This window comes from Actinomycetota bacterium (genome assembly GCA_023488435.1).
In the GTDB taxonomy this organism is placed as follows: domain Bacteria; phylum Actinomycetota; class Coriobacteriia; order Anaerosomatales; family UBA912; genus UBA912.
In genome coordinates this window covers 1-26,196 of sequence record JAMDCK010000033.1, presented here as the reverse complement: position 1 = coordinate 26,196, position 26,196 = coordinate 1, and the positions used below count along the sequence as shown (strand labels likewise).

Sequence of the window (26,196 nt, the reverse complement as noted above, 5' to 3'; positions counted from 1 at the left end):
GCGCTCATTCGTCACCGCCTTCGATGCCCATGATCCTCGGGATCGCAAATGCCCGGCCATCGGAATCGGGGGCGTTGCGAAGCGCGTCTTCGCGCGAGAGTCCGGGGCGCACGACATCTGGTCGAGTGACGTTCACTGCGTCGAGTGGGTGAGCCGTCGGCTCGACTCCTTCGAGATCGAGTCGCTGGAGGGTGTCGATGTGCACGAGTATCGAGTTGAGGTCGCGGCCGAAAGACACGACCTCCTCTTCGGTCAACGAAAGGCGAGCCAGCATAGCGACGTGTCGCACCTGCTCTTCCGAGATAGCCATCGGTAGGTCCTCTCTAGCTGTTCATATAGTAAACGGCTGCCACAAGGACAGCATTATATGCCATGTGCAGCGATATGGCCGGCCAAAGTGTCGCCCGATGTTGCGCCAGCCAGCCGCAAGCGAGGCCCAAAGCCAGCATCGGACCCCACATCCAAGGGGATGGATGGAAGAGTGCGAAGATCGCCGCTTGCCCGACCAGCGCCAGGAGCGGGGTCAGTCGTGTGCCGAGGCCATCGAGAAGCACCTTCCGAAACACCAGCTCCTCAACGAGGGGCGCCATAATCACCACCAGAAGCACGATGAAGACCCAGCCCACCATGCCTGGGCCGAACAGTTCGATGAGCGAGGTGTCCTCGATGGGCGGCATCTCCCACCCAAGCACTCTGGCCACCACCTGGTAGACCCAACCAGCAGCGCGGGTCGCCAGCAGCAACGCTACAACCAGCACCAGGGAGCCGACTACCGACCTCGCCGACAACGAAGCGGGTTTCAGGGAGAACGCACCCAACAGGCCACCCTGTCTGCGTGCGAGCACCGCGAGGATGCCCAGAATCAGCCCGTAATGCAGGGAAAGCGCCGAGATACGAGCTGCCACAATCTCGATGGGGCCCAGTGTGGCGACCCAAGCCCACCCCAAGAAAAGTTGCTTGGCGATCATGAGCGCGACGAGGGACACAATGACTATGATTGCATCCCTGATCGACCAACCTGCATCGGGCTCACGCGGTTGTCGGTCTCTCCTGAAAGCGTAGGTGGAAACCGCAGCGCGGCTCTGAGCCGCCTCCGCCTTCTTTCGATCCGCTCGACTGGGCCTGGATTCCAACTAGCCGCCCTCGCCCGATCCTGACCCGCCGCCTAGCTCCGGCAGGCGACCCGATGCGAGCATCTCGGCGAGTTCGTCTTCGCCGAGCACGGGAATCCCGAGTGTCTCGGCTTTGGCAAGCTTGCTGCCGGCCTCGGCGCCTGCGATCACGTACGATGTCTTAGCGCTGACAGAGCCTACGACTTTGGCCCCCAGCGCCTTGAGGCGCTCGGAAGCCTGCTCTCGAGTCATGGTGCGGAGCGTGCCGGTGAGGACCACGCTCAAGCCAGCGAACGGCGTCGGCCCCGATACGACTTGCGACTCGGCGACCATCGTGACGCCTGCGGCGCGCAGTCGCTCGATAAGCGCGATGTTCTCCGGATTGCCGAAGAACGCTCGCACGCTCGCGGCGATCACCGGACCGATGCCCTCCACCTCCGCGACAGGGCCAGGCCCTACAGCCGAGGAGGCTGCGTACTCGACGAAGAAGTCGATGGTCCCGGCGGCCTGGGCCAGCGCTTCTGCAACGTTCACGCCCACGTGGCGGATGCCCAGACCCGCAAGAACACGGGCGAGCGATCTGTCGCGAGAAGTTGCGATCGCGTCGACCAGCTTTGCGGCGACCACTCCGCCGAGAACCACAGGAGTGCCGTCCTGCTTCAGGCGGCCCATATCCAGAGTCGCCAGCTGATCTGCGGTGACGCGGTAGAAATCGCTGACATCAGCCACCCAGCCAGCTTCGACCAGCCGGGTGATGACCTCGCTTCCCATGCCCTCGAGGTCCATCGCCGACCGTGAGCTCCAATGTATGAGGCGCTCAACCCTCTGCGCCGGACAAGCGACGTTCACGCAGCGGCTGACGACCTCGCCTTCGGGTCTCCAAACGCCTCCGCCGCAGCCCGGACAAGCATCTGGCATCTCCCAGACTTCGGCATCCGCTGGTCGCATCCCTAAGACCGGACCTACCACCTCGGGGATTACATCACCGGCCTTCCTCACGATGATCGTGTCTCCGATCCGGACATCCTTTCGGCGGATCTCATCGATGTTGTGCAGGGTCGCTCGGGCTATCGTGGAACCGGCCACGGTGACAGGATCGAACTCGGCCAGGGGGGTCAACGCACCCGTCCTGCCGATCTGGACGCGGATGTCCCTAAGGATGGTGGTGCGCTCCTGTGGGGGAAACTTGTATGCGATCGCCCACCGCGGAGCCTTGCTTGTGTAGCCGAGCTCCTCCTGGATTTCCAGGCTGTCGACCTTTATCACGACACCGTCGATCTCGTAGCCGAGGTCGTCTCGGCGCTCAAGTGCCTGACGGCAGTACTCGAAGACCTCGGTTTCACCGGCGCAAACCTTGACGTCCGGATTCACCCGGAAGCCCGCCTGTCGCAACCACTCGATGACCTCGCTTTGCCGCGTCAACCCCAGCGCCTGTGGGTCAGCAATCGCGTAGGCGAACGTCGCCAGCCCACGACCCGCTGCTACCGAAGGGTCTTTCTGCCGAAGCGATCCAGCCGCAGCGTTGCGCGGATTCGCGAACTGAGGTGCTCCGACCTCCAGCTGCCGCTCATTCAGGGCCGCAAACACGCCCTTCGGCAGGTAGACCTCGCCTCTGACTTCGACCGAGGCGTCGGCGGCATCGCCAAGCAACCTCAGCGGTACGTCCTTGATCGTCCTGACGTTGGCGGTCACGTCTTCGCCCAGGCGTCCGTCGCCCCTCGTGGAGGCGCGCAAGAGGACGCCGTCCGAGTACGTGAGCGCAAGCGATGAGCCGTCGATCTTGAGCTCACAGACCAGCGCGCACTCAGTCGAACCCACGGACTCCCGAAGTCGATCCAGCCAGCGACCGAGCTCGTCTAGGTCCATGGCGTTGTCCAGGGAGTACATTCGCCGAGAATGCTCGATTGGAGCGAACAGTTGACTCGGTGGCGCCCCTATCCGCTGCGTGGGCGAGTCATCGGTCGCGAGGTCGGGGTGGGCCTCCTCAAGGAGACGAAGCTCACGGACCAAATCGTCATATGCGGCATCGGTGATCTCAGGAGAATCGAGCACGTGATACCGGTGATCGTGATGCCGGATCTCGCGCCGCAAGGTTTCGATGCGGAGTGCGACTTTCGAATCGACTGACAGGGACATAACTCTCCCGAATCCAACGCAGGGATATGAACATCAACATTCTAGCCCCTAAGGAGCGAACTGCGAGGCAACTTCTGGTGCAATATATGTCGTGTATGCGCTATAATGCACACTACGAATACGAGCTTCAGCGATTATTTTGCTCCGCCTAGCCGAGCAGCCACCACTTGCGAACAGGAGTATCGATGAATCTTAGCGTATTGCGTCGCCCAACCGCATCCAGGACCCTACTTTGGGCAATGGCGTTTCTGCTCACAGCCTCCGCCATCCTAGCAATCACCGCCAGACCAGCAGCAGCAGCAAGCAACATCGCGCCTTGGAGTGAAGTAAACGTCCGTACCGATATGACCGTTGCAGGCTTCCAGGGAGGCCTGACCATGATCTCGGCATCTCTGTCCGAGGTGGCCACGTTGCCCGCCAGGGTCCAGCTGATGGTTCCTTCCGGTGTAGAGATGCTCTGGATGGGCGAAGTCCTCGGAGGGCCTGTTGCCGAGAACCCGCGAGTGAACGTGGAGCGAACCACTGTTGACGGCGAGTTCGACCTGATTACCACAACCCTGACCAGAGCACGCGTACTACAGGTCGAGTTCGAGGGTCCCGGCGCCATCGTTTCATCGCCTACCTCAATCGGAGCTGGGGTCACTTGGCGGACGCCAAGCCTGATTCCCACCCTTCGGCTAGGTGTCGTCGTTCCGTCAGGCTCAACGTTGACCACTGGCCCTCCAGGAACGCAGCCCGAAGTCATCGACGCCACCCGTTCGATCTTCTTCCAGGAGTCGACTGACGTTCCAGCCGGACAAGATATGGCGTTCAGGATCGTCTATGCTGCGGGCACTGGTGCAGCTCCAGGTGTCCCAGCAGGACAGGGCGACGGAGCTGCCTATCTGTTCCCGATCTTCGTGGTGATCTTCGTCGTTGCAGTAGCGGGAGTTCTTCTGGCGGTCACCGCGAAAAGGAAGCGAGACCTCGCTAGGGAGTACACCGAAGAGTAGACGCAACCTGTTCGACCATCCGGTCCGCCCTATAGCTCGAACGAACGAACGGAGCGCTCGCAACCTTCTCGAATCCGAGAGCGAGCGCCCGTTCTTTTATATTCTCGAATTCCGAAGGCTCCAAGAACCTGTGAATGGGCGCATGCTTGGGAGTAGGTTGCAGGTACTGGCCGACGGTCAGGATGGTAGCCCTCGTCTGGCGTAGGTCACGCATCGCACCTTCGATCTCGGCATCGGTCTCCCCAAGCCCCACCATGAACCCGGATTTGACGGCTGTTGAGTCGCCAGCGACAGCGACTACGTGCTCCAGGATACCGAGTGATCGCTCGTAGTCGGCCTGCGGCCTGACGGACGGATAAAGTCGCCTCACAGTCTCGAGATTGTGAGCGAAGGCCACAGGACCGGCAGCAATCACTACATCGACCGAAGCCGTACTGCCTGCGAAGTCGCTGGTCAGAACCTCGACCCCGGCCTCCGGGAGCGCTTTGCGTACCGCCGAGACAACCGCGGCCATGTGCGCCGCAGCTCCATCCGGCAGGTCGTCTCTCGACACCATCGTGAGCACCACGTAAGTGAGGCCCAGCGCTACGCAAGCCTTGGCGATCCGTTGAGGCTCGCTGACATCGAGCGGCAGGGCGGCTGCGGTGTCGACCGCACAGAAACTGCAGCTCCTGGCGCAGGTGGCGCCGCCCACAAGAAAGGTCGCGGTGCCGCTCGAAAAGCACTCCGCGCGGTTGGGGCACTTGGCCGAGTGGCAAACCGTGCTCAGGTCAAGACCCAAGAGCGTCTTCTCGACCGCTGTAGCCTGACCCGGCTCGCCAACAGGCCGCTGCAGCCACTTCGGCAGACGCCGAATCGGCGCAGATTCGCCAGGGCGAGAGGTGTCGTCAGCTCCTTGCATCACGCAGGGATTCTAGCACGCCGAAGAAGAGCGGAGGAATTCCTGGTACTCTGCCAGCAGGGCATCCAACGACGCATAGTCGGCCATCCCGTTGACGAGTCCCCGGATCCGCCTGGCCTCGGGAAGCCCCTGGATGTACCAGGCGACATGCTTGCGCATCCGCGCGACCGCCCTCTCCCCGCCAAACTCCACCAGCGCCCGAGCGTGGGCTCGTGCGACCTCAATGCGCTGGGTCCCCGTTGGAGGCTCGAATCGCTCGCCGCGGTCGATCAGACCGCGCGCCTCTCGGAATATCCAGGGATTGCCGAGCGCCCCTCGCGCGATCATCACCCCGTCGACGCCAGTCTGCTCGAACATCGCTGCCGCGTCATCAGCCGAGAAGACATCGCCGCTACCGACGACCGGAATGTTCACAGCTGCCTTGACCGCTGCGATCACGCGCCAATCAGCTTTGCCCCGGTAGTGCTGTTGGCGCGTCCGGCCGTGCACCGTGACCATCGAAGCACCAGCAGCCTGCATCTCTAGCGCGAAATCGACCGCAGATATCGACTCAGAATCCCAGCCTGCCCGGAACTTCACCGATACCGGGAGACTACTTGCCTGTGCCACCGCCGAGGTGATCCTGGCTGCCTGTTCGGGCTCCAGCATCAGGGCGCATCCCTCGCCCTTACCAACGACCTTCGGCACTGGACACCCCATGTTGATGTCCAAGAGACACACAGCGTCACCGAGTTTCTCGGCGAGGCGGGCCGCCTGCTCGGCCATCAGCGCTGGGTCGCCTCCGAAGAGCTGCACCGCACAAGGCACTTCGGCGGGGTCTAGGGTCAGTAGCGCTGATGCCGCACGCGAATCCGGGTTGTAGTGGAGTCCTTTGGCGCTGATCATCTCGGTGAAGGTCAATGACGCCCCCATGCTCTTGCAGATGCCGCGGAAGGGGGCCTCGGTAATCCCGGCCATGGGCCCTAGGACCACCGCCTTCTCTGCGAGGAAGGTGTCTGCCGCCTTCGCTGTCATGCTTATAGGTCGAGGAGTCGCGACGCTATGAAGAAGTAGATGAGGAGTCCCGTGACATCCACGAACGAGGTGATCATCGGGCTTGAGGCCATCGCCGGGTCCATCCTGAGTCTGGTGAATATGAACGGCAGCGACATTCCCATCAGATTGGCCACGAGCACGATAGCGGCCATCGAGAGTGCAACAACAAGGCCGATGGTCGCTCCTTCGCCGTGATACAGCCCGAGAAAGTAAGCACCAACCGCCAGGGTTCCCCCCAGCATGAGACCGATGCCGATCTCCTTGACGAACGTTGAGAACCATTGCCCCACCGTGACATCATTCGTAACGAGCGCGCGGACCATGAGCATGGCGGACTGCGAGCCGGTGTTCCCGCCCGATGCGATCAACAATGGGATGAAGAAGGCCAACGCGATGACCTCGGTCAGCATCTCTTCGTAGGAGGCGACCACGGTGGATGAGAACAAGTTGACGAACAACAGGAAGGCCAGCCAGCCAATGCGCTTCTTATACAGCTCGAAGCTGCTCAGTCTGCGGTAGCTCTGGCGCAATGGTGCGACCGAAGCGGTCAGATGGACGTCTTCGGTGACCTCTTCTTCCAAAACATCGAAGACGTCGTCTGCTGTGACAATTCCGATGAGCACACCTGCGGAATCGACGACCGGCAGGGCCACTGCGTCATGGCGCTGCATCTCCTTGACCGCCTCTTCCTGGTCATCGAACGCGGAGACCTGGGCGTGGACGGGCTGCATGATGTCACTCACCAGCATGTCTGGTTCGGCGAGTATGATAGCCCGAAGCTCAGCGACGCCCTTCAGGTGCCAGTCGCGATCGCAGACATACAAGACGTCCAAGGTCTCGGAGTCGCGCCCTCGACGCCTAATGTGATCAAGCGCCTGGGCTACCGTCCATCCGGGTCGTATGGCCAGATAATCCGTGGTCGCGAGGCGTCCGACGCTTTCCTCAGGATAGCCGAGGAGCTGTCGGACCTCAGCCAAATCATCGGCGGCCAGGAGATTGAGGAGCTTCTGCGTGATCTCGCCCGGGAGCTCCTCGAATAGCTCGGTCCTGTCGTCAGGAGCCATCGAAGCAAGCAGGCTTCTAGTCTCCCTATCGGTCAACCCCCCGAGGATGACGTCTTGATCGGGGCCGTCTAGGTAAGAGAAGACCTCGTGCGAGATGTCGCGAGAAAGTAGTCGGAATACCAGCAGACGCTGTGGCATCTCGATTCCGAGCAGCATATCAGCGATCTCGGGAACGGAGGTTTCGGATAGAAGCCTGCGTACAGCGAGCCAGTCCTGGGACTGGACCAGACTCCGGATACCATCTCTTATATCGGTCGCGTTTGGTGTATACTTCCGCACATTTCACCCGTTTCAATCACTGGCAACCCCTAGGGTCGACCCTGGAGTCCACCCATTCCCGGCATCCCTTGCGGGATCTCGCCGAGAAAATCGAAGTGCTCGCCATAGTCTTTCATCATCTGCTCGAATGCGCTGATCATGTAGCGCCTCTTGAAGCCATCCTCTAGCGCGAAGATTTCCTTCATCTTCTGAGCATAGAAGGTCATATAGCATTTGGCTAGAGCGCGGTATACGTCATCAAGAGACATATCGTGAGGCTCAATGATCGGGGTGATCAGGTTGTACTTGGCCCAATCGTCAACGCGAATCCTGTCTTTGGAATCCTCATACAGCTGAGTAAAGGGCATGGGGGTGATTATCGGAAAGACCGCAATGTCGGGATTGAGTCGGATTGCCTCGTTGATTGTGCTTTCGATGCTCTCCCATGTCTCGGTGGCAAAACCGATCATGAATGAGGTCTCCGTCATGATGTCATGCTCGCGGAGGAGGTCGATAGCCTTCTTGTTCATCTCGACATTGGTGCCCTTGTTCAGGCTGGCCAGCATCTCATCCGAGCTGGATTCAGCGCCCAGATACATATGGATGATCTTCGCGGCCTTGTACTTGTGCAGGATGTCCTCATCACGGATGATGTCCTCGACGCGGGTCTCCATGAGCAAGTGGACATCGATATCGGCCTCGATGATGAGGTCGAGTTGCCTTTCCCATCGCTCGCGATCATATGTCGGGTAAGGGTCGATCAATGTGATGAACTCGACCTGGTACTCATCTACAAGAAGCCTGATCTCATCGACGACCTTCTCAGGGTCCCTGGCTCTCCAGTCATCTCGCCAGAACATCTTATGAGAGCAGAACGAGCATGCCATCATGCATCCGCGGGTCGTCAGCATCGAAGCCATCCGCCCCCATGGATACACGTTGTAGCTGTAATTCTTCCATTCGAGCAGATGCCAGGCGGGCGACAGTGAATCAAGATCGGCGATATGGGGTCGGATCGAAGTGACGGCCGTTTTGCTATCCACCCGATAGGCGATTCCTGCAATCGTCGTGGGATCACCGTCCGGGATCGCACTGATAAGCTCGGCAACCGTCTCCTCGATCTCACCTCGGATGACGAAGTCGACAGCTGGGTGCCTGGAAAGAATCTCGTCATACATGAACGTTGGATGTGGCCCGCCGATGATGGTGGCTATGGACGGGTCCACTTCTTTGGCGATCCTGAGTACTTCGAGGGCAGCGGGCACCGTTGCGGTGCTTATCGCACCCGAGACCGGCAGATAGTCCAAACTCATCACTGCGTCGGGTGCATAGTCCTGGATCTGTCTGCGAATGTCCTCATACCCGCAGCCGTTGTTCATAGCGTCGAATAGTTGGGCTTCGTGACCTGCATCGATTACAGCGCCGGCAGCATAGGCAAGCTGAAGCGGAGGCCAAGTTCCAATCACCTGGACTCCCCAACACTTGTACGGAGGGGCCACAAAGAGTACCTTTGCCATCAGGAATCCGCCTTCTGAGAACACAACAACAGCACAGTCACGACTATCCAATCCAGTAGTATTCATCGGCAAGACGATGCGATGACCTTCGTCAATTTTGGTTTCGGTAAGATTATAGTCGAAAGTGGCGCAAAAAACGGCGGCCTCTCGGCCGCCGTTCAACCATGTTAACCAATGGGCCTATCAAGACCTCTTCTTGCCAGCGACTTCTAGCTGCAATTCGCACCATCTCAAATCCGCTTGGCATGAATCGAAGCCCAGAGAGTCATCCTCTGACAACTCGGACATCAAGCCTTGTGTCAACTCAAGCGCCTTACGTGCCCTCTCGACATCAATGGTCGAGGACATGACCGCCTGGTCTGCCAAGATGATGACCTTGTCGTCACACACCTGAATATACCCGCCAGAGACAGCGAACCACTCGACTTCGTTGTCGGAGTATCTGACTCTGATCTCACCAGACTTGAGGGTGGCTACAAGTGGAGCATGAAGAGGCAGGATGCCAATCTCTCCATCGACCGTAGGTACGATGATCATGGCGACCTCGCCCGCGTATATGACACGTTCGGGCGTCACGATCTCGCAAAGAAGTGTCCGCTCCGATGTGGCTCCCACGCCCTATACCCCGGCCTTCAGTTTCTCGGCGGCCTCGAAGACCTCCTCGATTCCACCAACGTAGCGGAAAGCCTGCTCGGGAATATCATCGCACTCGCCCTTGGCGATCATGTCGAACCCACGGATGGTATCCTCGAGCTTCACGTACTTGCCTGCCATGCCGGTGAACTGCTCGGCAACGAAGAATGGCTGCGACAGGAACTGCTGGATCTTGCGTGCCCTCGCGACGGTGAGCTTGTCTTCCTCCGAAAGCTCGTCCATGCCGAGGATAGCGATGATGTCCTGCAAGTCCTTGTAGCGCTGCAGGATCCTCTGGACCTCGCGGGCTACGCGATAGTGCTCGGCGCCGACAACGTCTGGGGTCAAGGCACGCGAGGTGCTTGCCAGTGGATCGACGGCCGGGTAGATCCCGAGCTCTGCGATGGAGCGCGAGAGAACCGTCGTGGCATCCAAGTGGGTGAACGCGGTTGCCGGTGCTGGGTCTGTTAGGTCGTCGGCTGGCACATAGATGGCCTGCACCGAAGTGATCGAGCCTGTCTTGGTCGATGTGATGCGCTCCTGGAGATCGCCCATCTCGGTAGCGAGAGTGGGCTGGTAACCAACCGCAGAAGGCATACGTCCGAGAAGCGCTGATACCTCAGAGCCAGCCTGGGTGAAGCGGAAGATGTTGTCGATGAACAACAATACGTCCTGGCCCTGGTCCCTGAAGTACTCTGCCGAGGTGAGGCCAGCAAGTCCGACTCGGAGGCGCGCTCCGGGGGGCTCGTTCATCTGGCCGTAGATAAGCGCTGTCTTCTCGATGACGCCGGACTCACTCATCTCAAGCCACAGGTCGGTTCCTTCGCGAGTGCGCTCTCCGACTCCTGTGAAAACCGATGTACCACCATGGGCCTGAGCAAGGTTGTTGATCAGCTCCATGATGATGACTGTCTTGCCCACTCCAGCTCCACCAAAGAGACCAGTCTTACCCCCCTTGATGTACGGCTCCAGCAAGTCGACGACCTTGATTCCTGTCTCGAAGATCTCGGTCTTGGGTTCGAGTTCATCGAAAGAAGGCGCAGGTCGATGAATCGGGTAGTAATCCTCGACCTCAGGCATCGGTCCGCCATCGATGGGCTCGCCGACGACATTCCAGATGCGCCCCAAGGTGGATGGCCCAACGGGCATCTTGATTGGTGCACCGGTGTCGACCGCCTCCGTTCCACGCTGCAGTCCGTCTGTTGAAGACATCGAGACCGCCCTCACCTGATTGCCAGGGAGATGCTGCTGAACCTCGGCGACTATACTTACGGCACCGATCGGTGTGACTGCGTCGACCTTAAGCGCATTGTAGATTGCGGGAATCGATTCGGCGGGGAACTCTACGTCCAACACCGGGCCGACCACGCGAACGATGCGTCCAACATTCATGGCGTGTCCTCTTCTTTCGTTGACAACTAATCCTCCAGGGCCGCTGCGCCGCCTACGATTTCTGCAATCTCTGTTGTGATGGCAGCCTGCCGCGCCCTGTTGTAGGAACGTGTGAGGGTGCCGATCATGTCGCTGGCGTTATCAGTGGCCGATTTCATAGCTTTGCGACGTGCTCCGTGCTCGGAGGCAGCCGACTCCATGAGCGCTCGATAGATGAGCGTCTCAATATACGTGGGAAGTAGGTTCTCAAGTACGGCTTTTGCATTCGGCTCGAATATGTATTCGGCCCTGACTTCCGTGCTAGCAGCAACCTCTTCGAGTAGGGTGGCTTTAATCGGAAGCAGTCGATGCTCCTCCGGAACCTGCTCTGCGACGTTCTTGAACCTGTTGAAGATGATCACGACCTCATCGATCTGAGCGTCCGTGTACCCAGGAACTATGTGGGATGCAATCGACTTAGCGTTCATGAATGTCGGCTTGTCGGAGATGTCCTTGTACGAGGCGATCGGCTGGATTCCGCGATAGCGCAGGTAGGCTGCCGCCTTCTTCCCGACAGCAACAACGTCCACCTCCACTTCGGCCGAACGATGCTGCTGAATGAACCTCTCGGTCATCCTCAAGATGTTGCTGTTGAAGGCACCGGCTAGGCCGCGGTCAGAAGTGATTGCAATCACCACTACCCGTTTGGCCTCCTCGCGCTCCACCAACAACGGATGCTCTGCCTGCGGCGCATAGCGCGCAACATTGCCCAGCGCCTCCATCATCGAGAGCGCATAAGGACGAGCGGCTTCAATCCGCTCCTGCGCCTTCTTGATCTTGGCGGTAGCAACCATCTCCATCGTCCGCGTGATCTGGCGCGTCGACTGGACGCTACCTATCCGCTTCTTGATATCGCGAAGGTTCGGCATCTCTTCCCTAGCTCCCAGCCATGAACTGCGCCTTGAAGTCTTCGACTGCCTTGCCGAGGCTACCGATGGTTTCCTCGGAAAGGGAGCCCTCGCTCAGGATGGCTGCACTGATACCGGGGTGGGCGTTCGCGACATAGTCGAGTAGGCCGTCCCTGAAGCTCAGGACCCGCTCAACCGGTACATCATCAAGGTAGCCCTTGGTTCCGGCGAAAATCGCGATGACCTGCTTATCGATGGGATACGGCACATACTGACCCTGCTTGAGAAGCTCCACCAATCTCGCACCGCGGGCCAGGGTGGCTTGAGTCGACTTGTCCAGATCTGAGCCGAACTGGGCAAATGCGGCGAGCTCCCTGTAAGAAGCGAGGTCCAGTCGCAGCGAGCCCGCAACCTGCTTCATCGCCTTGATCTGGGCATTTCCTCCGACCCTGGATACCGAGATTCCGACGTTGATTGCCGGACGGATTCCCTGGAAGAACAGGTCGGACTGCAGGAATATCTGGCCGTCGGTAATGGAGATCACGTTGGTGGGGATGTACGCAGACACGTCGCCGGCCTGGGTCTCGATGACCGGCAGGGCCGTCAAAGAACCAGCACCATTGTCGTCGCTGAGCTTGACCGCCCGCTCCAACAAGCGGCTGTGCAGGTAGAAGATGTCACCGGGATAGGCTTCACGGCCTGGCGGACGACGAAGCGTGAGCGACATCTGACGATAGGCGACGGCCTGCTTAGAGAGGTCGTCGTAAATGCACAGCACATGTCGTCCGGGATTATCCTTGCTCGCAGGCTTTCCATCTTCTCCCGTGTACATGAAGTGCTCGCCTATGGCGCATCCGGACATCGGAGCCATGAACTGCAAAGGAGCAGGATCGGAGGCGTTCGCCGAGACGACCACGGTGTACTCCATCGCGCCATGGGCGGCCAGTGTTTCCACCACTCCAGCGACGGTTGATGCCTTCTGCCCTATGGCAACATAGATGCAGATTACATCCTTGCCCTTCTGATTGATGATGGTGTCAACGGCTACCGCGGTCTTTCCTGTCTGGCGGTCACCAATGATCAGCTCTCTTTGTCCCCTGCCGACAGGGATCATCGCGTCGATAGCCATGATGCCGGTCTGCATGGGCTCGTGGACTGGCTTGCGCTCGACAACACCAGGAGCACGGAATTCGACCGGTCGATATCCTTCGGCAGCGATGGGCCCTTTGCCATCCACCGGCATTCCGAGGGGATTGACGATTCTTCCCAACATCGCCCTACCCGACGGAATCTCTACGACCCGCCCAGTGGTTCTTACCGGGTCGTTCTGTTTGATGGCGGTGATGTCGCCCATCAAGACGGCACCAACCTCGTTCTCGTCAAGGTTCAGCGCCATTCCCATGATGGTGTCGCCAGATCCAGAGAACTCCAGAAGCTCTCCGGCCATAGCGCCCTTCAATCCGTCGACTCTAGCGATTCCGTCCCCAACCTGGGTGACAGTGCCTACTTCGCGAACATCGATCTCTGGCTTGAACGACTCCAGCTGTCGCTTAAGGACTTCAGAAATCGCACTTGAGCTGATATCAGCCACTTACTCCTCACCTCCTTGCGGTGCACGGGAAAGGGTGGTCCGCATCGCATCAAGCTGGGAAAGCAGGGTTCCATCAAGAACCCTTCCCGCAACATTGATGCGGATGCCGCCGAGAATGGACTCATCCACAGACTCGCGCAGCGCCACGGGCTTTCCGATCAAAGACGTCAGCTTGTCGATCAAAGTCTTTCTGAGTGCGTCTGACAGGGGAACTGCTGTTGTGACCTCGGTGACAACGATTCCACGCTCAGCCTCACAGAGTTCTACGAATTCCATGTGCACTTCATTCATGGCTGCGATGCCTTCACGATGAACCACCACAGATGCGACTGCCACGGCCTCCGGGGAGTGGGCGCCCGAGAACAACTCAGCCATAATGGAGAGCTTCTTGTCGCTCGGTATGGATGCATCCGAAAGAGCCTCTCGCAGGTCTACACTACTGCGAAGCGCTTCGGTGATCGCCTTGAAGCCCTGATCCGCTTCATCGACCGCACCGGCGGTGGTCGCCAGATCGAACAGCACCCTGGCATATGCCCTTGGGGCACCGTTAGTTGTCATTGAAGCTACCCACCTCCGACAGGTACTTCTCGATCAGCTTCGCATGATCGGCCTCACTCAGTTTCTCGCCGATCAACTTGCCAGCGACCGATACGGAGAGAGCGGCGACTGAGCCCTGGAGCTCGGCCATAGCCAACTTCTTCTCAGCCTCAACAGCCTCGCGAGCCCTGGCGATGATCAGTGCGGCCTCTTCGTTGGCTTGTGCCACGATCTCGTCCTTCATCGACTCTGCGATCTTGCGACTCTGCTCGGCTAGCCCTGCCGCCTCGGCGCGGGCCTCTGCAAGCTGGGCCTTGTAGTCCTCGAGCAGCCTCTCGGCTTCCAGCTTGGTCTCTTCTGCCTTCTCAAGCGACTCGCGAATAGTGTCGGAGCGCTTCTGCAGCATGTTGAGAATCGGGCCGAAAGCGAATTTCTTCAGCAAAAGGAACAGTACCGCAAAAGCAAACAGCGAGGGCCAGATCTCCGCAAGACTAGGGATGATAGAAATCGAAGCACCCTGGTCTGATGCAGCCTCTGCGGCGTATGCGAATTCCTCGAACAGCATTACTCTAGTACCTCCAACTTTTCCGTATAGCGGTGACTAGGCGGCCATGAGGATCAGGGCCAGAACGAACCCGAGCAAGCCGAGTGCCTCGGCGAATGCCGCTGCGATGAAGAAGGTGGTTTGGATCTTGCCGGCCATCTCAGGCTGACGGGCCATAGCCTCTACTGTCCGCCCACCGACCATACCGATACCGATGGCTGCACCAAAAGCAGCGAAGCCATAGGCCAACCCAGCACCAAGAACGTTGATGGAACCTTCCACGAGTAATTCCTCCTTCTACCTGACAGATGTCCAGTGACTTACGGTCTGATAAACCGGCTCAACGCCGGTTGAATCCACTCTAGTGCTCGTCAGCGTGGAGTGCGCCTCCGATGTACGCTGTGGTGAGCAGGGTGAAGATGTACGCCTGTATCACGCCGACGAAGAGCTTGAAGGCGTACATGATTACGAGCATGACAAAGCTCAGCCCAGAGCTGACAATGCCTATCGCCGAAATCTCCCTAACACCAAGGACGACGAAAATAGCGAATATTCCCAGGATCATTCCGCCAGCAAAAGTATTGGCGAAAAGACGCATTGCTAACGTGAGTGGTCTCAGGAAGTGGCCCAGCACCTCGAGGATGAAGATGAAAGAACCCATCCCCCACTTGCCGAGCGGTCCCATTTCGCGAACCCCGGATGGCACGAATGACTTGAAGTATCCGATGAAACCATGCTTCTTGATCCCGATGTAATTGTAGAGCAGGAAGACCATGATGGCCCATGCCGCAGTAACGCCAATGGTTCCTGTCGCCGGAAGTGTGCCCGGCACCAGACCAAGCAAGTTGGCGAAGAGCAAAAAGAAGAAGAGCGTGCCAATGAAAGGCACGAACTTGGCTCCCTCCTTGCCCATCGAATCGACGCAGAGATTTCTGATGAACTCGACGCCGGTCTCGGCCAGATTCCCTATGCCCTTCGGGACCAGAGCCGTCTTGTTCGCAGCAACGATGAAGAAGACCAACGTCGCGGTGAACGCGATAGCCAAGAAGAAGATGTAATTCGTGAATACGAATGCATCCAGCGGCGACACTGTCCCATACTTGTCTTGAAACGGCAGTACCGAGTACTTGTGTAGCAGCGATGCAAGCTTTTCGGATAGACCTTCCACTTGATCCCTTCCTCCTATTAGCGGGCCCTAGTCCTCACTCGTGCATACTTGAGCAGTTCCAACGTATACATCACCACGAAGCCTGCTGCCAGTCCCCCTGCAAACCACAGGAAGCTCTCGGGCAGCAAGAACCTGTAAGCCAACAACGCACTAGCCGCAAGGGCCAGTCTCAACAACAGTGAACCCGCCACAATCGCAAAGCCTGCCGCCGAGGACTCCGGTGTCAGGTACTTGACGCTGTGCCTTGAGAGAAGCAGGAGCAAAGCCCCAGATAAGAGGCCGAGGATAGTTGCCACCACAGGGTGACCCAAGAACGTTTCTATGGCGGTCAGCAAGATCAGCGGAAAACATCCTTCTCGGGAACCCCATTCCGTAAAAACGGGCTAATCGTACATTAAGTGAGATGCTCCTACAAGGTAAATATCAGGGCTACGGCCAGAAACAGCAGAAAAGGCAGCGAATGCACGTCACTCACATGCAGATTCGTCTCGCTTATGCTCCTCGAGGTGGTGATGGGCGGCTTCAAACAAGCCCAACCAGTAGGCCATCAAGCCAGACAATCCCGCCAATATCGCGAAGGTCACGAGCTTTATCAGGGTCGGAGCATACAACATGGCATATCCGCCGATGGCCAGAGCAATCGACCAGACGTAGATGATCATGACCGTTTGTCGCTGGTCGAACCCTCGGCCCAGCAGCCGGTGGTGGATGTGTCCCTTGTCGGCTTCCTGGATGGGGCGCTGGTGCCTCAGGCGGCGAATAATCGCGGTGAACGTATCGAACACCGGGACTCCTATGATCAGCAACGGCACAGCCAGTGCGATCGCCGCCACGGATTTCATCACTCCCAGTATCGAGATTCCCGCTAGGGCAAATCCTAAGAACAGTGCCCCGGAGTCCCCCATGAAGATGCTAGCCGGATTGGAGTTGTAGCGCAGGAAACCCAAGCACGAGCCGATCAATGCGGCGGCTAGAACCGCGGCCGCGAACTGGTTCGTCTGGATAGCGATCACAAGGAAGCTGAGTGCCGCTATCGCCGAGACACCCGCAGCCAGGCCATCGAGTCCGTCGATGAGGTTGATCACGTTCGTGAAGCCGACGATGTAGACAAGGGTGATCGGTATCCCAAGAAGCCCGAGTGCAATGAGCCCCCCACCAGCGGGATTGCCAACGAAATCGATCCTGATCCCTGAAGCGATCACTATCACAGCCGCCAAGATCTGTCCCAGCAGCTTGTAGGCCGGTGAGAGATTGTAGACATCGTCGATCACGCCGATGACGAAGATCAGGGCAAGCCCTCCGAGCAATCCGGCAAGCTGCATCCCTTCGCCTGCCAACATCGGCCCCCACCAGCCCAGAGTTTCTCCGACGAACTGAAGGGCGACCGCTCCTGCGAAGCCCGCGAAAATCCCGATACCTCCCAGACGGGACATCGCTTTGCTGTGTACCTTGCGACCGCAAGGTACATCGACAAGCCCGTATTTGAGGGACAGGCTTCTGACGATCGGCGTGATGGCCAGCGTTATGCCAGCGGCAACCACGAGAATCGCAAAGTAGTTTCCGATGTTCACACTTAGTCCGTCTCTGAGCCCGAAATAGCGCGTACCTCAATCCGGGCCTCAGCTAGGATCTGGCCGGACAGTTCATCAGGGTACGCTTCGGCAAAAATGATGCTGCCTATACCAGCGTTGATGAGTATTTTAGCGCATAGCACGCAGGGCTGGTGCGTGGTGTAGATGATGGCGCCCTCGATGGCATTCCCGAATCTTGCGGCTTGTACGACTGCGTTCTGTTCGGCGTGTATGCCTCGGCAGAGTTCGTGGTTGGCCCCACTGGGGATCGACTTGGTATCCCGAATGCAGCTGGTCTCCTCGCAGTGAGCAAGTCCCGTCGGGGCACCGTTGTAGCCGGTCGCCAGGATACGCTTGTCCTTGACGATAACCGCTCCGGTCCGGCGCCTGACGCACGTCGAACGTTCGCTCACCTGGAGGGCGATGCCCATGAAATACTCATCCCAGCCGGGTCGCGACACCCTACTCAGCCTCGCTCGCGCGACACGGTGGCCTCAGAGCTCCGGGTAGAGCGGGTGCGCCGAAAGCATCTCGGCGACTTGTGCCTTGATCCCATCGAGCGCGCTCGAATCCTGGCGCTCGAAGATCGCCCGGGCGATCAAGGAGCCGACCGTGCGGGAATCGTGTTCACTGAAGCCGCGAGTGGTCATTGCGGGCGATCCGACACGGATACCGCTGGTGACGAAGGGGCTTTCCGGATCGTTGGGGATCGAGTTCTTGTTCACAGTGAAGCCGACCTCTTCGAGCAGGGCCTCGGCGTCCTTGCCGGTAATCGAGGCGGGCCTCAGATCCACAAGCACCAGATGGTTGTCGGTGCCGCCGCTCACTAGGCGCAGCCCGCCCTCGGCCATGCCCTCACCTAGTGCCTTGGCGTTGACGACGACCTGGTCTATGTACGCCGAGAACTCCGGTTGCATGGCCTCTCTGAAGGCGACAGCCTTTGCAGCGATGATGTGCTCCAGTGGGCCACCCTGCAAGCCGGGGAAGACCGCCTTGTCGACCGCCGTAGCATGCTCCTCCTTGCACAGGATGAAGCCGGAGCGAGGACCGCGCAGCGTCTTGTGGGATGTGGATGTGACGACGTCGGCGTGTGGGATTGGGGATGGGTGCGCTCCTGTGGCGACCAATCCGGCGATATGCGCCATGTCGACCATGAAGATTGCGCCTGCTCGGCGGGCAATCGCGCCAAACCGCTCGAAATCGATCGTCCGCGAATATGCACTCGCCCCGGCGATGACCATCTTCGGGCGGTGCTCCATGGCGAGGCGCTCGACCGCGTCGTAGTCGATGGTCTCGGTCTCGGGATCAAGGCCGTACGGGATGACCTTGAACCACTTGCCCGAGAAGTTCACCGGCGATCCGTGGGTCAGATGTCCACCCATCGCCAGGTTCATCCCTAGAACCGTGTCGCCAGGATTGAGGAACGCGTAAAACGCCGCGAGATTCGCCTGCGCGCCGGCGTGCGGCTGAACATTCGCATGATCGGCGCCGAACAGAGTAGTGGCCCGGTCACGTGCGAGGGTCTCGACGATGTCGACTTCTTCGCAGCCGCCATAGTAGCGTCTGCCGGGCAGCCCTTCGGCGTACTTGTTGGTCAGCACCGTTCCGGCGGCCTCGAGCACGGCCATGGACACGAAGTTCTCGCTGGCGATGAGCTCGATGGTCCCACGCTGCCGGGAAAGCTCAGCGTCGATGGCTGCGGCCAGCTCGGGGTCCTGCCTGGGGATGTACCTCAATGTCATGCGCGCAAGCTCCAATCTGCGTTGTGTGAAGTGGCCATGCTACTCCAAACCATGCGGTCCTGCCATACCCAGCGCCATTCTCGCTACTCGCTCTCGAGGGCTTTGATCTTCTCCACTCGCCGGGTATGACGATCGCCGAGGAACTCTGCCTCTAGGAAGGCATCGACGATCTGCGCATTCTTCTCGGCGGAGACGAATCTGCCCGAGACCGCGACGACATTCGCATCGTTGTGCTCCCGCGACAACCTGGCGAAGTCGACATCCAAGACGTTAGCGGCCCGCACTCCGTCGATCTTGTTGGCAGCCATCGCCATCCCGATCCCGGTGCCGCACACCAGAACCCCGCGATCGACCTCGCCTGCGGCTACCAAGCCGCCGACCTGCTCGGCGAAGTCGGGGTAGTCCACGGAGAGCTCATCAGAGTCCGGACCGACATCGGTCACCTCGTGTCCGAGCTGCTCGAGGTGGCGTCGAAGGCTCGCCTTCTGATCGAAACCGGCGTGATCGCTACCGATGGCCACCCGCATCATGCGCCCCCGGCGGCTACCGACATGATGACGTCGGCCTCAATGGCGCCTTGGCGAAGAATCACTGGCGAAGGACCGGTGCAGTCGACGGTCGTCGATGGCTGCTGGTGTCTGGTCTCGCCACCGTCAAGCGCTACGTCAGCCGCCGCGATGATTCGCTCCTCAATCGATGTGAAGTCGTGGGGTGCCGCAGTGCCGCTCGTGTTGGCGCTAGTTGCGATCAGCGGCCCGCCCGAAGCGTGGATGAGCGCTCGGACGATCATGTGATCAGGGCTCCTGAGTGCGACGGTGCCGTCGGCAGCCCGAAAGTCCTTGCCGACCCTCTCGGAAGCCTTCACGACAAGAGTGAGGGCGCCCGGCCACAGCACCTTTGCGAGATTGTGCGCGTACTCGGGAACGTCGACGCCATACGTGTCGAGCAGGGCGTCGTCATCTTCGACCAGCCATGGTAGGAACTTGTCGAGCGGTCGGACCTTGATGTCGAAGATCTCATGCGGACCGAAGCATGAGTGCGCCGAAGCGCCTATGCCGTAGACGGTCTCCGTCGGAAAAACAACAATCCCGCCGTCCCTTAGAACTGTGGCGGCGAGATTGATGACTTCCGCGGAGGGGTCCTCCTGGTCTATGCGATACACCTTGCTCATGACGATCGCCTCCGTTCATCGCCAGTATGACAACCCGGCCTCACCTGCGGACGCCTAAAGCGAACCGATCCCTACCGGTGAGGTCACTTCTGATTCTACTCCCATTGAGCAAAATATCCATAGTGCGGACGGCATCTTGTACTTTATTCTCGTCAAGTTCCATCGCTAGCAGCCCACCGGGGCGCAACCATTGCACCGCTTCCGAGACGATCCGCTCGGCCACCGCGAGGCCATCCTCGCCACCGTCGAGGGCCAACACCGGCTCGAAGTCGAGGACTTCTCGCGGCAACGACGCCATGTCGGCGGTCGGGACATATGGAGGGTTGGCGAGGATGAGGTCGACGTGCCCCTTGAGCTCGAGCGGTAGTGGCCCGGTCAGATCGCCGAGAAGCACGGTGACTCGATCGCCCACGCCCAGCCGCTCGGCGTTCGCCGTAGCGACCCTCACGGCGTCCGGCGAGACATCTACCGCCCACACCTTAGCGTCGCGGTGCTCGCGCGCGACCGAGCACGCGATGCAGCCTGAGCCGGTGCACAGATCCACCACCACTGGGTGCTCGACCCCCGCCTTGGCCAGGAACTCCAAGCCCTCCTCGACGAGGATCTCGGTCTCCGGGCGCGGTATGAACACCCCCCGCTCGACCTTGAGTACGATGCGCCGAAAAGCCATCTCGCCGCTCAGATATTGGAGCGGTAGCCCGTTGGCGCGACCCTTGAGGGCCTCGCGCACCTCGGTTCTCTCGGCAGGTGTGAGGGGTCGGTCGTGGTAAGCGTATGTCTCGGTGCGAGTCAGTCCCGTAGCCGCCGAGAGTATCCACTCGGCGCTTCGCCTGGGATGTTCGTCGCCCTTGTCGCCGAGGAAGTCGGTCATCCGCCGAAGCGCCTCGCCAACGGTCCACTGTCGCTGTTCGCTCGACACCGCTTTAGGGTCCCGGCCTCACTCGGCGGCGGAGAGTCGCTGAGCCCGATCCGCTGCAGCGAGGTTGTCGATGAGGTTGGCGATGTCTCCCGCCATGATTCCTGGGATGTTGTGGACGGTCATGCCGATTCGATGATCGGTCACGCGGTCCTGAGGGTAGTTGTAGGTGCGGATCTTCTCCGACCTATCACCGGAGCCGATCTGGCTTCTGCGCTGTGAACCGAGTTCAGCCTGCTGACGCTCGATCTCTGCCTGGTGCAGGCGCGCGCGGAGGACCCTGAGTGCCGCCTCGCGGTTCTGAAGCTGCGACTTCTGGTTCTGCGACTGGACCACCAACCCCGTGGGCAGATGTGTGATTCGCACTGCAGAATCCGTCGTGTTCACGGATTGCCCTCCCGGCCCGCTGCTCCTGAAGACATCGATGCGAAGGTCGTTCGCGTTGATTTCGATCTCGACGTCTTCGGCTTCGGGCAGCACGGCGACTGTCGCGGTCGATGTATGGATGCGCCCCTGGGACTCGGTCGCCGGCACCCGCTGGACGCGGTGCACGCCGGATTCGAACTTCATCTTCGAGTACACCTTGTCCCCGCGAATCCTGAAGGATACGTCCTTGAACCCGCCGGTTTCGCTGTCGCTCACATCGATCTCGTCCACCGACCACTTCTGGCTCTCGGCATACCGAGTGTACATGCGGTAGAGGTCGCCAGCGAAGATGGCAGCCTCATCGCCACCGGCACCAGCCCGGATCTCGACGATGATGTCCTTCTCGTCGTTGGGGTCGCCGGGCAACAGCATCACCTTGATGTCCTCTTCAAGCGCCGGGATCCCCTGCTCGATATCGGCAATCTCCTCGGCGGCCATCTCCTTGAGTTCTGGGTCGCTGGCGTCGGAAAGGACGTGCTTGGCCTGCTCGAGGCGGTCTACCGCATCGAGGTACTCCTGCGCCTTGGTTGCCAATGGCTGTCTCGACCGATGCTCCTTAGCGAGGCGGGTGTATTCCTTCTGGTCGGCTATGACCGCTGGGTCGCCCAACCGTTCGGTGAGCTCCTGATAGCCATCGAGTATCAGTTGAAGTTTCTCGCGCATGGGTGATGGGCACCTTCTCGTCCCTCGATCGCCGACAAAACACACTTCTACGTGAACCTACCACACTCTACCAAAGTGCGCGGCCGTGCCGCCAAGTTCACTGGGAAAGACCCTTGACGCCGCTCCAGTAGATGCGTGTCGCCCACAACAACGCCGCCGCGATGAGCACGTATGCGAGGCCCAGTATCGGCCGAGGAATGGCCGTCAGCCTCAGCGCATGTCCAGCCGACATCATGACGACGATCATCAACCAGGATTGCCAGGGGAAGAATCCTCCGGCGCATCTGTCCCGGCCTCGAGCCACGATCCGCTCGGTGACACGACGAGCCAACGGATCCAGCAGGATGTGTGCTTTGAGCAACCCGAGCCCCACAGCCACAGGTGCCGCGATCAACCAGATCGCCTCGGCGGGTATCCAGGAGATGCCTCTGACTCCAAGGATGACGGCGGCCAGTGTCCATACAGCCGCGGCCAGCACCAGCTGGGTGCTAGCGCTGGCTCTGGGTTTGAGGCTATCCGCGATCGACATCTACGTTGCCATGGCCTTTTCGCGGTCGATGACTCGCTGCATCGCAGCCACGGCCACCTCGATCATCTGCTCATCCGGCTCGCGGGTCGTCATCTTCTGAAGCGCCATCCCCGGTGCCATGAGGGTCCGGACTATCGGCTGATCCGAGTGATTGCCCGCCCATTTGATGATCTCGTACGCCAGACCTGCGATCAGTGGCAGGCACATGAGGCGCACGATGATGGTTACTGCGAGCTCCGGTATGCGTCCCTCGACCCCGAGGAACTGGATGATCGTAGCGTATGGCAGGACCGAGTACACGAGAAGTGCGATGATCATGACCATCAGCATGAACGAAGTGCCGCAGCGGACGTGCTTGGTTGAGTGCGATTGAATGTGCTTGGCCTGCTCGAGGCGGTCTACCGCATCGAGGTACTCCTGCGCCTTGGTTGCCAATGGCTGTCTCGACCGATGCTCCTTAGCGAGGCGGGTGTATTCCTTCTGGTCGGCTATGACCGCTGGGTCGCCCAACCGTTCGGTGAGCTCCTGATAGCCATCGAGTATCAGTTGAAGTTTCTCGCGCATGGGTGATGGGCACCTTCTCGTCCCTCGATCGCCGACAAAACACACTTCTACGTGAACCTACCACACTCTACCAAAGTGCGCGGCCGTGCCGCCAAGTTCACTGGGAAAGACCCTTGACGCCGCTCCAGTAGATGCGTGTCGCCCACAACAACGCCGCCGCGATGAGCACGTATGCGAGGCCCAGTATCGGCCGAGGAATGGCCGTCAGCCTCAGCGCATGTCCAGCCGACATCATGACGACGATCATCAACCAGGATTGCCAGGGGAAGAATCCTCCGGCGCATCTGTCCCGGCCTCGAGCCACGATCCGCTCGGTGACACGACGAGCCAACGGATCCAGCAGGATGTGTGCTTTGAGCAACCCGAGCCCCACAGCCACAGGTGCCGCGATCAACCAGATCGCCTCGGCGGGTATCCAGGAGATGCCTCTGACTCCAAGGATGACGGCGGCCAGTGTCCATACAGCCGCGGCCAGCACCAGCTGGGTGCTAGCGCTGGCTCTGGGTTTGAGGCTATCCGCGATCGACATCTACGTTGCCATGGCCTTTTCGCGGTCGATGACTCGCTGCATCGCAGCCACGGCCACCTCGATCATCTGCTCATCCGGCTCGCGGGTCGTCATCTTCTGAAGCGCCATCCCCGGTGCCATGAGGGTCCGGACTATCGGCTGATCCGAGTGATTGCCCGCCCATTTGATGATCTCGTACGCCAGACCTGCGATCAGTGGCAGGCACATGAGGCGCACGATGATGGTTACTGCGAGCTCCGGTATGCGTCCCTCGACCCCGAGGAACTGGATGATCGTAGCGTATGGCAGGACCGAGTACACGAGAAGTGCGATGATCATGACCATCAGCATGAACGAAGTGCCGCAGCGGACGTGCTTGGTTGAGTGCGATTGAATGACGGCGGCGTCCAGCGGAAGGCCGCGCTCGTAAGCGTGTATGGTCTTGTGCTCAGCACCGTGATAGGCGAAGAGCCTCTGGATGTCCTCCATCCGGCTGATGACCATCACATAGAGCAAGAACGCCGCGAGCTGAATCAGTCCGTCGACGAAGTTCCAGGTGAACGACCTTTCGGTGACCGATCCGACCATCCAATTGGTAAGCGTGGCGGGAAGGACTATGAAGAGCAATACCGCCAGGCCGATCCCTAGCGCCATGGCAAAGATGATCTCCTTGGCGCCAAGCTTCTCCCCTTCATCGTCGCCGAACAAGGTGCTCGACACGTGGAAAGCCTTCATCGCTAGGGCCATGGTCTCCCAAAAGCCCCACATGCCTCTGATTACCGGTCGGCCGAGCCAAGGATGTGTGTCAACTGCGGTCTTAAGGTCGTGGTCCTCGACGTGGATCGATCCATCCGGCGCGCGAACCGCCACCGCCCAGTTTTTCTTGCCGCGCATCATGACGCCCTCGATGACCGCCTGGCCACCGATGTGGGTGTGGGCGACCTTCCCTATCGCGCATTCCTCAGTCACGTCTGGGGGCTCTCTCGTATGGTGACCCGCAAGTCATCTTGCCCTCACGGCAGGCACCGCGTCGGCACGATGCGCCCGCATCCATGAAGATGTAAGGTGCGGTCGCCTCGGCAAGTTGAAGCATACGCGATGCCAACTCCCGGATCTCCCATTGCGCCCTCTTGCAGCAGCGAAGCTCGAAGAAGTGCAGTAGCTCGCGGATGTTCATGCTCACGACGATCTTCGTCTCCATGGCGTTGGGGAGGAGGTAGCGGGCGTCCTCGGGGGAAAGCCCTGCCTCGATGAGCTCGCGATACGCGCGAAACGCAGCATCGCAAGCGCCGAGGAACCTCTCGCGCACCTCAGGATCGCTCTCGACCGCCGGGGGGACTATGAACGCCGGGGTCGAGTCGTAGGAGACATACCGCTGCGACTGCTGGTTGTAGCTCGCCAGCCGATGCCGGACGAGTTGGTGGGTCAGTGCCCTGCTGACCCCTTCGATGGCAAAAGCGTACGTCGCATGTTCGAGTGCCGAGAAGTGCCCGGACGTCATGATCGTCCGAAGGACCTTCGTGACGGCTTGGTCCGGCATCTCTTCGAGCAGCTCAGCGGCGCCCACCGGCGCATAGCACAGCCGCGCGGCAGCAGCTACCGCGCGCTCGGGGTTCTGGGTGTGGAACAGCAGGCGTACATCCATGCGGAGCGATGAACCTCCGATGTCAGACAGCGTCCTCGCCTGTGGCTCCAGCGGCAGCCTCGCCTGACTCCACTGCGGCTTCGGTCTCGAACTTGGCAGCCTTGGCAGCACGCTTGGCCTCTTTGGCCTCGCGAACGCTCTTGGCGTTCATCGCAGCCTCTTCGGCGGCCTTCTGACGCGCCTCGCGCTCGACGGCCTCCTTCTCAAGCACCGATGCGGCAGCGTTGCCGAACTTGTTGGAGAACCTCTGGACACGTCCGCCGGTGTCTACGAACTTCTGCTTGCCCGTGTAGAACGGGTGGCACGAAGAGCAAAGCTCGATGTGGAGCTCGGGCTTCGTGGAGCGGGTCTCGACAGTCGAGCCGCATGAACACCGGACCACAGCGGTCGAATATTCGGGGTGGATTCCCTTACGCACTGACGCTCACCTCTTTCGAAAACGAAACGCATCCGGTTTCCGACCGGACGCAGATAGCCGAAGCAGGATAACATGCGAAGGCGGCCGTGTCGACCGCCTTCGGGAGTTGCGGAAGCATCACAAACTGGGGGGCTGGTTGACAAAGATGTGGACTCGTCCTTCAGTGAGGTTACCAAACCGAGAGAAGAGAGGAGTCCGCATGTCTATGATAGTCCGTATCGAACTCGGTGTGCTAGAGATCGAGCTTCCAGAAGAAGTGACTTGTGCACAGCTCGA

The 26,196-nt window shown here is 59.8% G+C and carries 30 protein-coding genes; 1 reads left to right on the top strand and 29 read right to left on the bottom strand.

Annotation, left to right across the window (positions count from 1 at the left end):
• Window positions 1–4 precede the first annotated feature (4 nt).
• The 3 genes from gatC to ligA are packed head-to-tail and all read right to left on the bottom strand — an operon-like array spanning window position 5 to window position 3,248.
• Window positions 5–310 (bottom strand): Asp-tRNA(Asn)/Glu-tRNA(Gln) amidotransferase subunit GatC, encoded by a 306-nt coding sequence (gatC, locus tag M1617_05380; protein ID MCL5887713.1) that lies wholly within the window; start codon window positions 308–310, stop codon window positions 5–7.
• Window positions 311–323: 13 nt separating this feature from the next.
• Window positions 324–1,133, bottom strand: coding sequence for a CPBP family intramembrane metalloprotease (locus M1617_05375; GenBank protein ID MCL5887712.1), 810 nt, complete (start codon window positions 1,131–1,133; stop codon window positions 324–326).
• A complete protein-coding gene (gene ligA, locus M1617_05370) occupies window positions 1,134–3,248 on the bottom strand; it encodes an NAD-dependent DNA ligase LigA (protein MCL5887711.1) in 2,115 nt (704 codons plus the stop codon).
• Window positions 3,249–3,433: 185 nt separating this feature from the next.
• On the opposite strand from ligA, the gene M1617_05365 reads away from it, so the two are divergent.
• Window positions 3,434–4,240, top strand: a complete 807-nt coding sequence (locus M1617_05365; protein ID MCL5887710.1) for a hypothetical protein — start codon at window positions 3,434–3,436, stop codon at window positions 4,238–4,240.
• On the opposite strand, the gene lipA is transcribed toward M1617_05365, so the two are convergent.
• From lipA to rpmE, 26 genes are all read right to left on the bottom strand, one after another.
• Entirely contained in the window at window positions 4,218–5,141 is a 924-nt protein-coding gene (gene lipA, locus M1617_05360) for a lipoyl synthase (GenBank protein ID MCL5887709.1), read from the bottom strand. The two genes, M1617_05365 and lipA, sit on opposite strands and share 23 nt — an antisense overlap.
• A 12-nt stretch (window positions 5,142–5,153) precedes the next feature.
• Window positions 5,154–6,155, bottom strand: a complete 1,002-nt coding sequence (gene dusB / locus M1617_05355) for a tRNA dihydrouridine synthase DusB (GenBank protein ID MCL5887708.1) — start codon at window positions 6,153–6,155, stop codon at window positions 5,154–5,156.
• 2 nt (window positions 6,156–6,157) lie between these two features.
• The gene (gene mgtE, locus M1617_05350; GenBank protein ID MCL5887707.1) at window positions 6,158–7,519 is read right to left on the bottom strand and encodes a magnesium transporter; all 1,362 of its coding nucleotides are present in this window, start codon (window positions 7,517–7,519) and stop codon (window positions 6,158–6,160) included.
• Between the two features lie 29 nt (window positions 7,520–7,548).
• Window positions 7,549–9,015: a cobalamin-dependent protein gene (locus M1617_05345; protein MCL5887706.1), complete on the bottom strand. Its 1,467-nt coding sequence runs from the start codon at window positions 9,013–9,015 to the stop codon at window positions 7,549–7,551.
• Window positions 9,016–9,198: 183 nt separating this feature from the next.
• Window positions 9,199–9,630 carry an ATP synthase F1 subunit epsilon gene (atpC, locus tag M1617_05340; GenBank protein ID MCL5887705.1) on the bottom strand — a complete coding sequence of 144 codons (432 nt, stop codon included), beginning with the start codon at window positions 9,628–9,630 and terminating at the stop codon, window positions 9,199–9,201.
• 3 nt (window positions 9,631–9,633) lie between these two features.
• Entirely contained in the window at window positions 9,634–11,040 is a 1,407-nt protein-coding gene (atpD, locus tag M1617_05335; GenBank protein ID MCL5887704.1) for a F0F1 ATP synthase subunit beta, read from the bottom strand.
• A gap of 26 nt (window positions 11,041–11,066) precedes the next feature.
• The gene (atpG, locus tag M1617_05330) at window positions 11,067–11,948 is read right to left on the bottom strand and encodes an ATP synthase F1 subunit gamma (GenBank protein MCL5887703.1); all 882 of its coding nucleotides are present in this window, start codon (window positions 11,946–11,948) and stop codon (window positions 11,067–11,069) included.
• Window positions 11,949–11,955: 7 nt separating this feature from the next.
• Window positions 11,956–13,518, bottom strand: coding sequence for a F0F1 ATP synthase subunit alpha (gene atpA, locus M1617_05325; GenBank protein MCL5887702.1), 1,563 nt, complete (start codon window positions 13,516–13,518; stop codon window positions 11,956–11,958).
• A complete protein-coding gene (gene atpH, locus M1617_05320; protein ID MCL5887701.1) occupies window positions 13,519–14,076 on the bottom strand; it encodes an ATP synthase F1 subunit delta in 558 nt (185 codons plus the stop codon).
• Window positions 14,066–14,620 carry a F0F1 ATP synthase subunit B gene (gene atpF / locus M1617_05315; protein MCL5887700.1) on the bottom strand — a complete coding sequence of 185 codons (555 nt, stop codon included), beginning with the start codon at window positions 14,618–14,620 and terminating at the stop codon, window positions 14,066–14,068. The genes atpH and atpF overlap by 11 nt, the downstream gene beginning before the upstream one ends.
• 36 nt (window positions 14,621–14,656) lie before the next feature.
• The gene (atpE, locus tag M1617_05310) at window positions 14,657–14,881 is read right to left on the bottom strand and encodes an ATP synthase F0 subunit C (protein ID MCL5887699.1); all 225 of its coding nucleotides are present in this window, start codon (window positions 14,879–14,881) and stop codon (window positions 14,657–14,659) included.
• Between the two features lie 79 nt (window positions 14,882–14,960).
• On the bottom strand, window positions 14,961–15,767 hold the full coding sequence (gene atpB, locus M1617_05305; GenBank protein MCL5887698.1) for a F0F1 ATP synthase subunit A: 807 nt from the start codon (window positions 15,765–15,767) through the stop codon (window positions 14,961–14,963).
• Between the two features lie 17 nt (window positions 15,768–15,784).
• A complete protein-coding gene (locus M1617_05300; protein MCL5887697.1) occupies window positions 15,785–16,102 on the bottom strand; it encodes a hypothetical protein in 318 nt (105 codons plus the stop codon).
• Window positions 16,103–16,234: 132 nt separating this feature from the next.
• Window positions 16,235–17,338 carry an undecaprenyl/decaprenyl-phosphate alpha-N-acetylglucosaminyl 1-phosphate transferase gene (locus M1617_05295; protein ID MCL5887696.1) on the bottom strand — a complete coding sequence of 368 codons (1,104 nt, stop codon included), beginning with the start codon at window positions 17,336–17,338 and terminating at the stop codon, window positions 16,235–16,237.
• A 2-nt stretch (window positions 17,339–17,340) separates the two neighbouring features.
• Window positions 17,341–17,769, bottom strand: coding sequence for a dCMP deaminase family protein (locus M1617_05290; protein MCL5887695.1), 429 nt, complete (start codon window positions 17,767–17,769; stop codon window positions 17,341–17,343).
• A gap of 63 nt (window positions 17,770–17,832) precedes the next feature.
• Window positions 17,833–19,080 (bottom strand): serine hydroxymethyltransferase, encoded by a 1,248-nt coding sequence (locus M1617_05285; GenBank protein MCL5887694.1) that lies wholly within the window; start codon window positions 19,078–19,080, stop codon window positions 17,833–17,835.
• 83 nt (window positions 19,081–19,163) lie between these two features.
• On the bottom strand, window positions 19,164–19,607 hold the full coding sequence (gene rpiB, locus M1617_05280; protein MCL5887693.1) for a ribose 5-phosphate isomerase B: 444 nt from the start codon (window positions 19,605–19,607) through the stop codon (window positions 19,164–19,166).
• Window positions 19,607–20,251 (bottom strand): L-threonylcarbamoyladenylate synthase, encoded by a 645-nt coding sequence (locus tag M1617_05275; protein ID MCL5887692.1) that lies wholly within the window; start codon window positions 20,249–20,251, stop codon window positions 19,607–19,609. Before M1617_05275 ends, rpiB begins: the two co-directional genes overlap by 1 nt.
• A gap of 40 nt (window positions 20,252–20,291) precedes the next feature.
• A complete protein-coding gene (gene prmC, locus M1617_05270; GenBank protein ID MCL5887691.1) occupies window positions 20,292–21,122 on the bottom strand; it encodes a peptide chain release factor N(5)-glutamine methyltransferase in 831 nt (276 codons plus the stop codon).
• A 66-nt stretch (window positions 21,123–21,188) separates the two neighbouring features.
• Entirely contained in the window at window positions 21,189–22,256 is a 1,068-nt protein-coding gene (prfA, locus tag M1617_05265; protein ID MCL5887690.1) for a peptide chain release factor 1, read from the bottom strand.
• A 97-nt stretch (window positions 22,257–22,353) separates the two neighbouring features.
• Window positions 22,354–22,785 (bottom strand): hypothetical protein, encoded by a 432-nt coding sequence (locus M1617_05260; GenBank protein ID MCL5887689.1) that lies wholly within the window; start codon window positions 22,783–22,785, stop codon window positions 22,354–22,356.
• Complete coding sequence (locus M1617_05255) at window positions 22,786–23,349, bottom strand: DUF1385 domain-containing protein (protein MCL5887688.1); 564 nt, start codon at window positions 23,347–23,349, stop codon at window positions 22,786–22,788.
• A gap of 97 nt (window positions 23,350–23,446) precedes the next feature.
• Window positions 23,447–23,878, bottom strand: coding sequence for a hypothetical protein (locus M1617_05250; GenBank protein ID MCL5887687.1), 432 nt, complete (start codon window positions 23,876–23,878; stop codon window positions 23,447–23,449).
• Window positions 23,879–24,826: a DUF1385 domain-containing protein gene (locus M1617_05245; protein ID MCL5887686.1), complete on the bottom strand. Its 948-nt coding sequence runs from the start codon at window positions 24,824–24,826 to the stop codon at window positions 23,879–23,881.
• Window positions 24,819–25,502, bottom strand: a complete 684-nt coding sequence (thyX, locus tag M1617_05240) for an FAD-dependent thymidylate synthase (protein MCL5887685.1) — start codon at window positions 25,500–25,502, stop codon at window positions 24,819–24,821. The genes M1617_05245 and thyX overlap by 8 nt, the downstream gene beginning before the upstream one ends.
• 22 nt (window positions 25,503–25,524) lie before the next feature.
• The gene (rpmE, locus tag M1617_05235; protein ID MCL5887684.1) at window positions 25,525–25,920 is read right to left on the bottom strand and encodes a 50S ribosomal protein L31; all 396 of its coding nucleotides are present in this window, start codon (window positions 25,918–25,920) and stop codon (window positions 25,525–25,527) included.
• Window positions 25,921–26,196 lie beyond the last annotated feature (276 nt).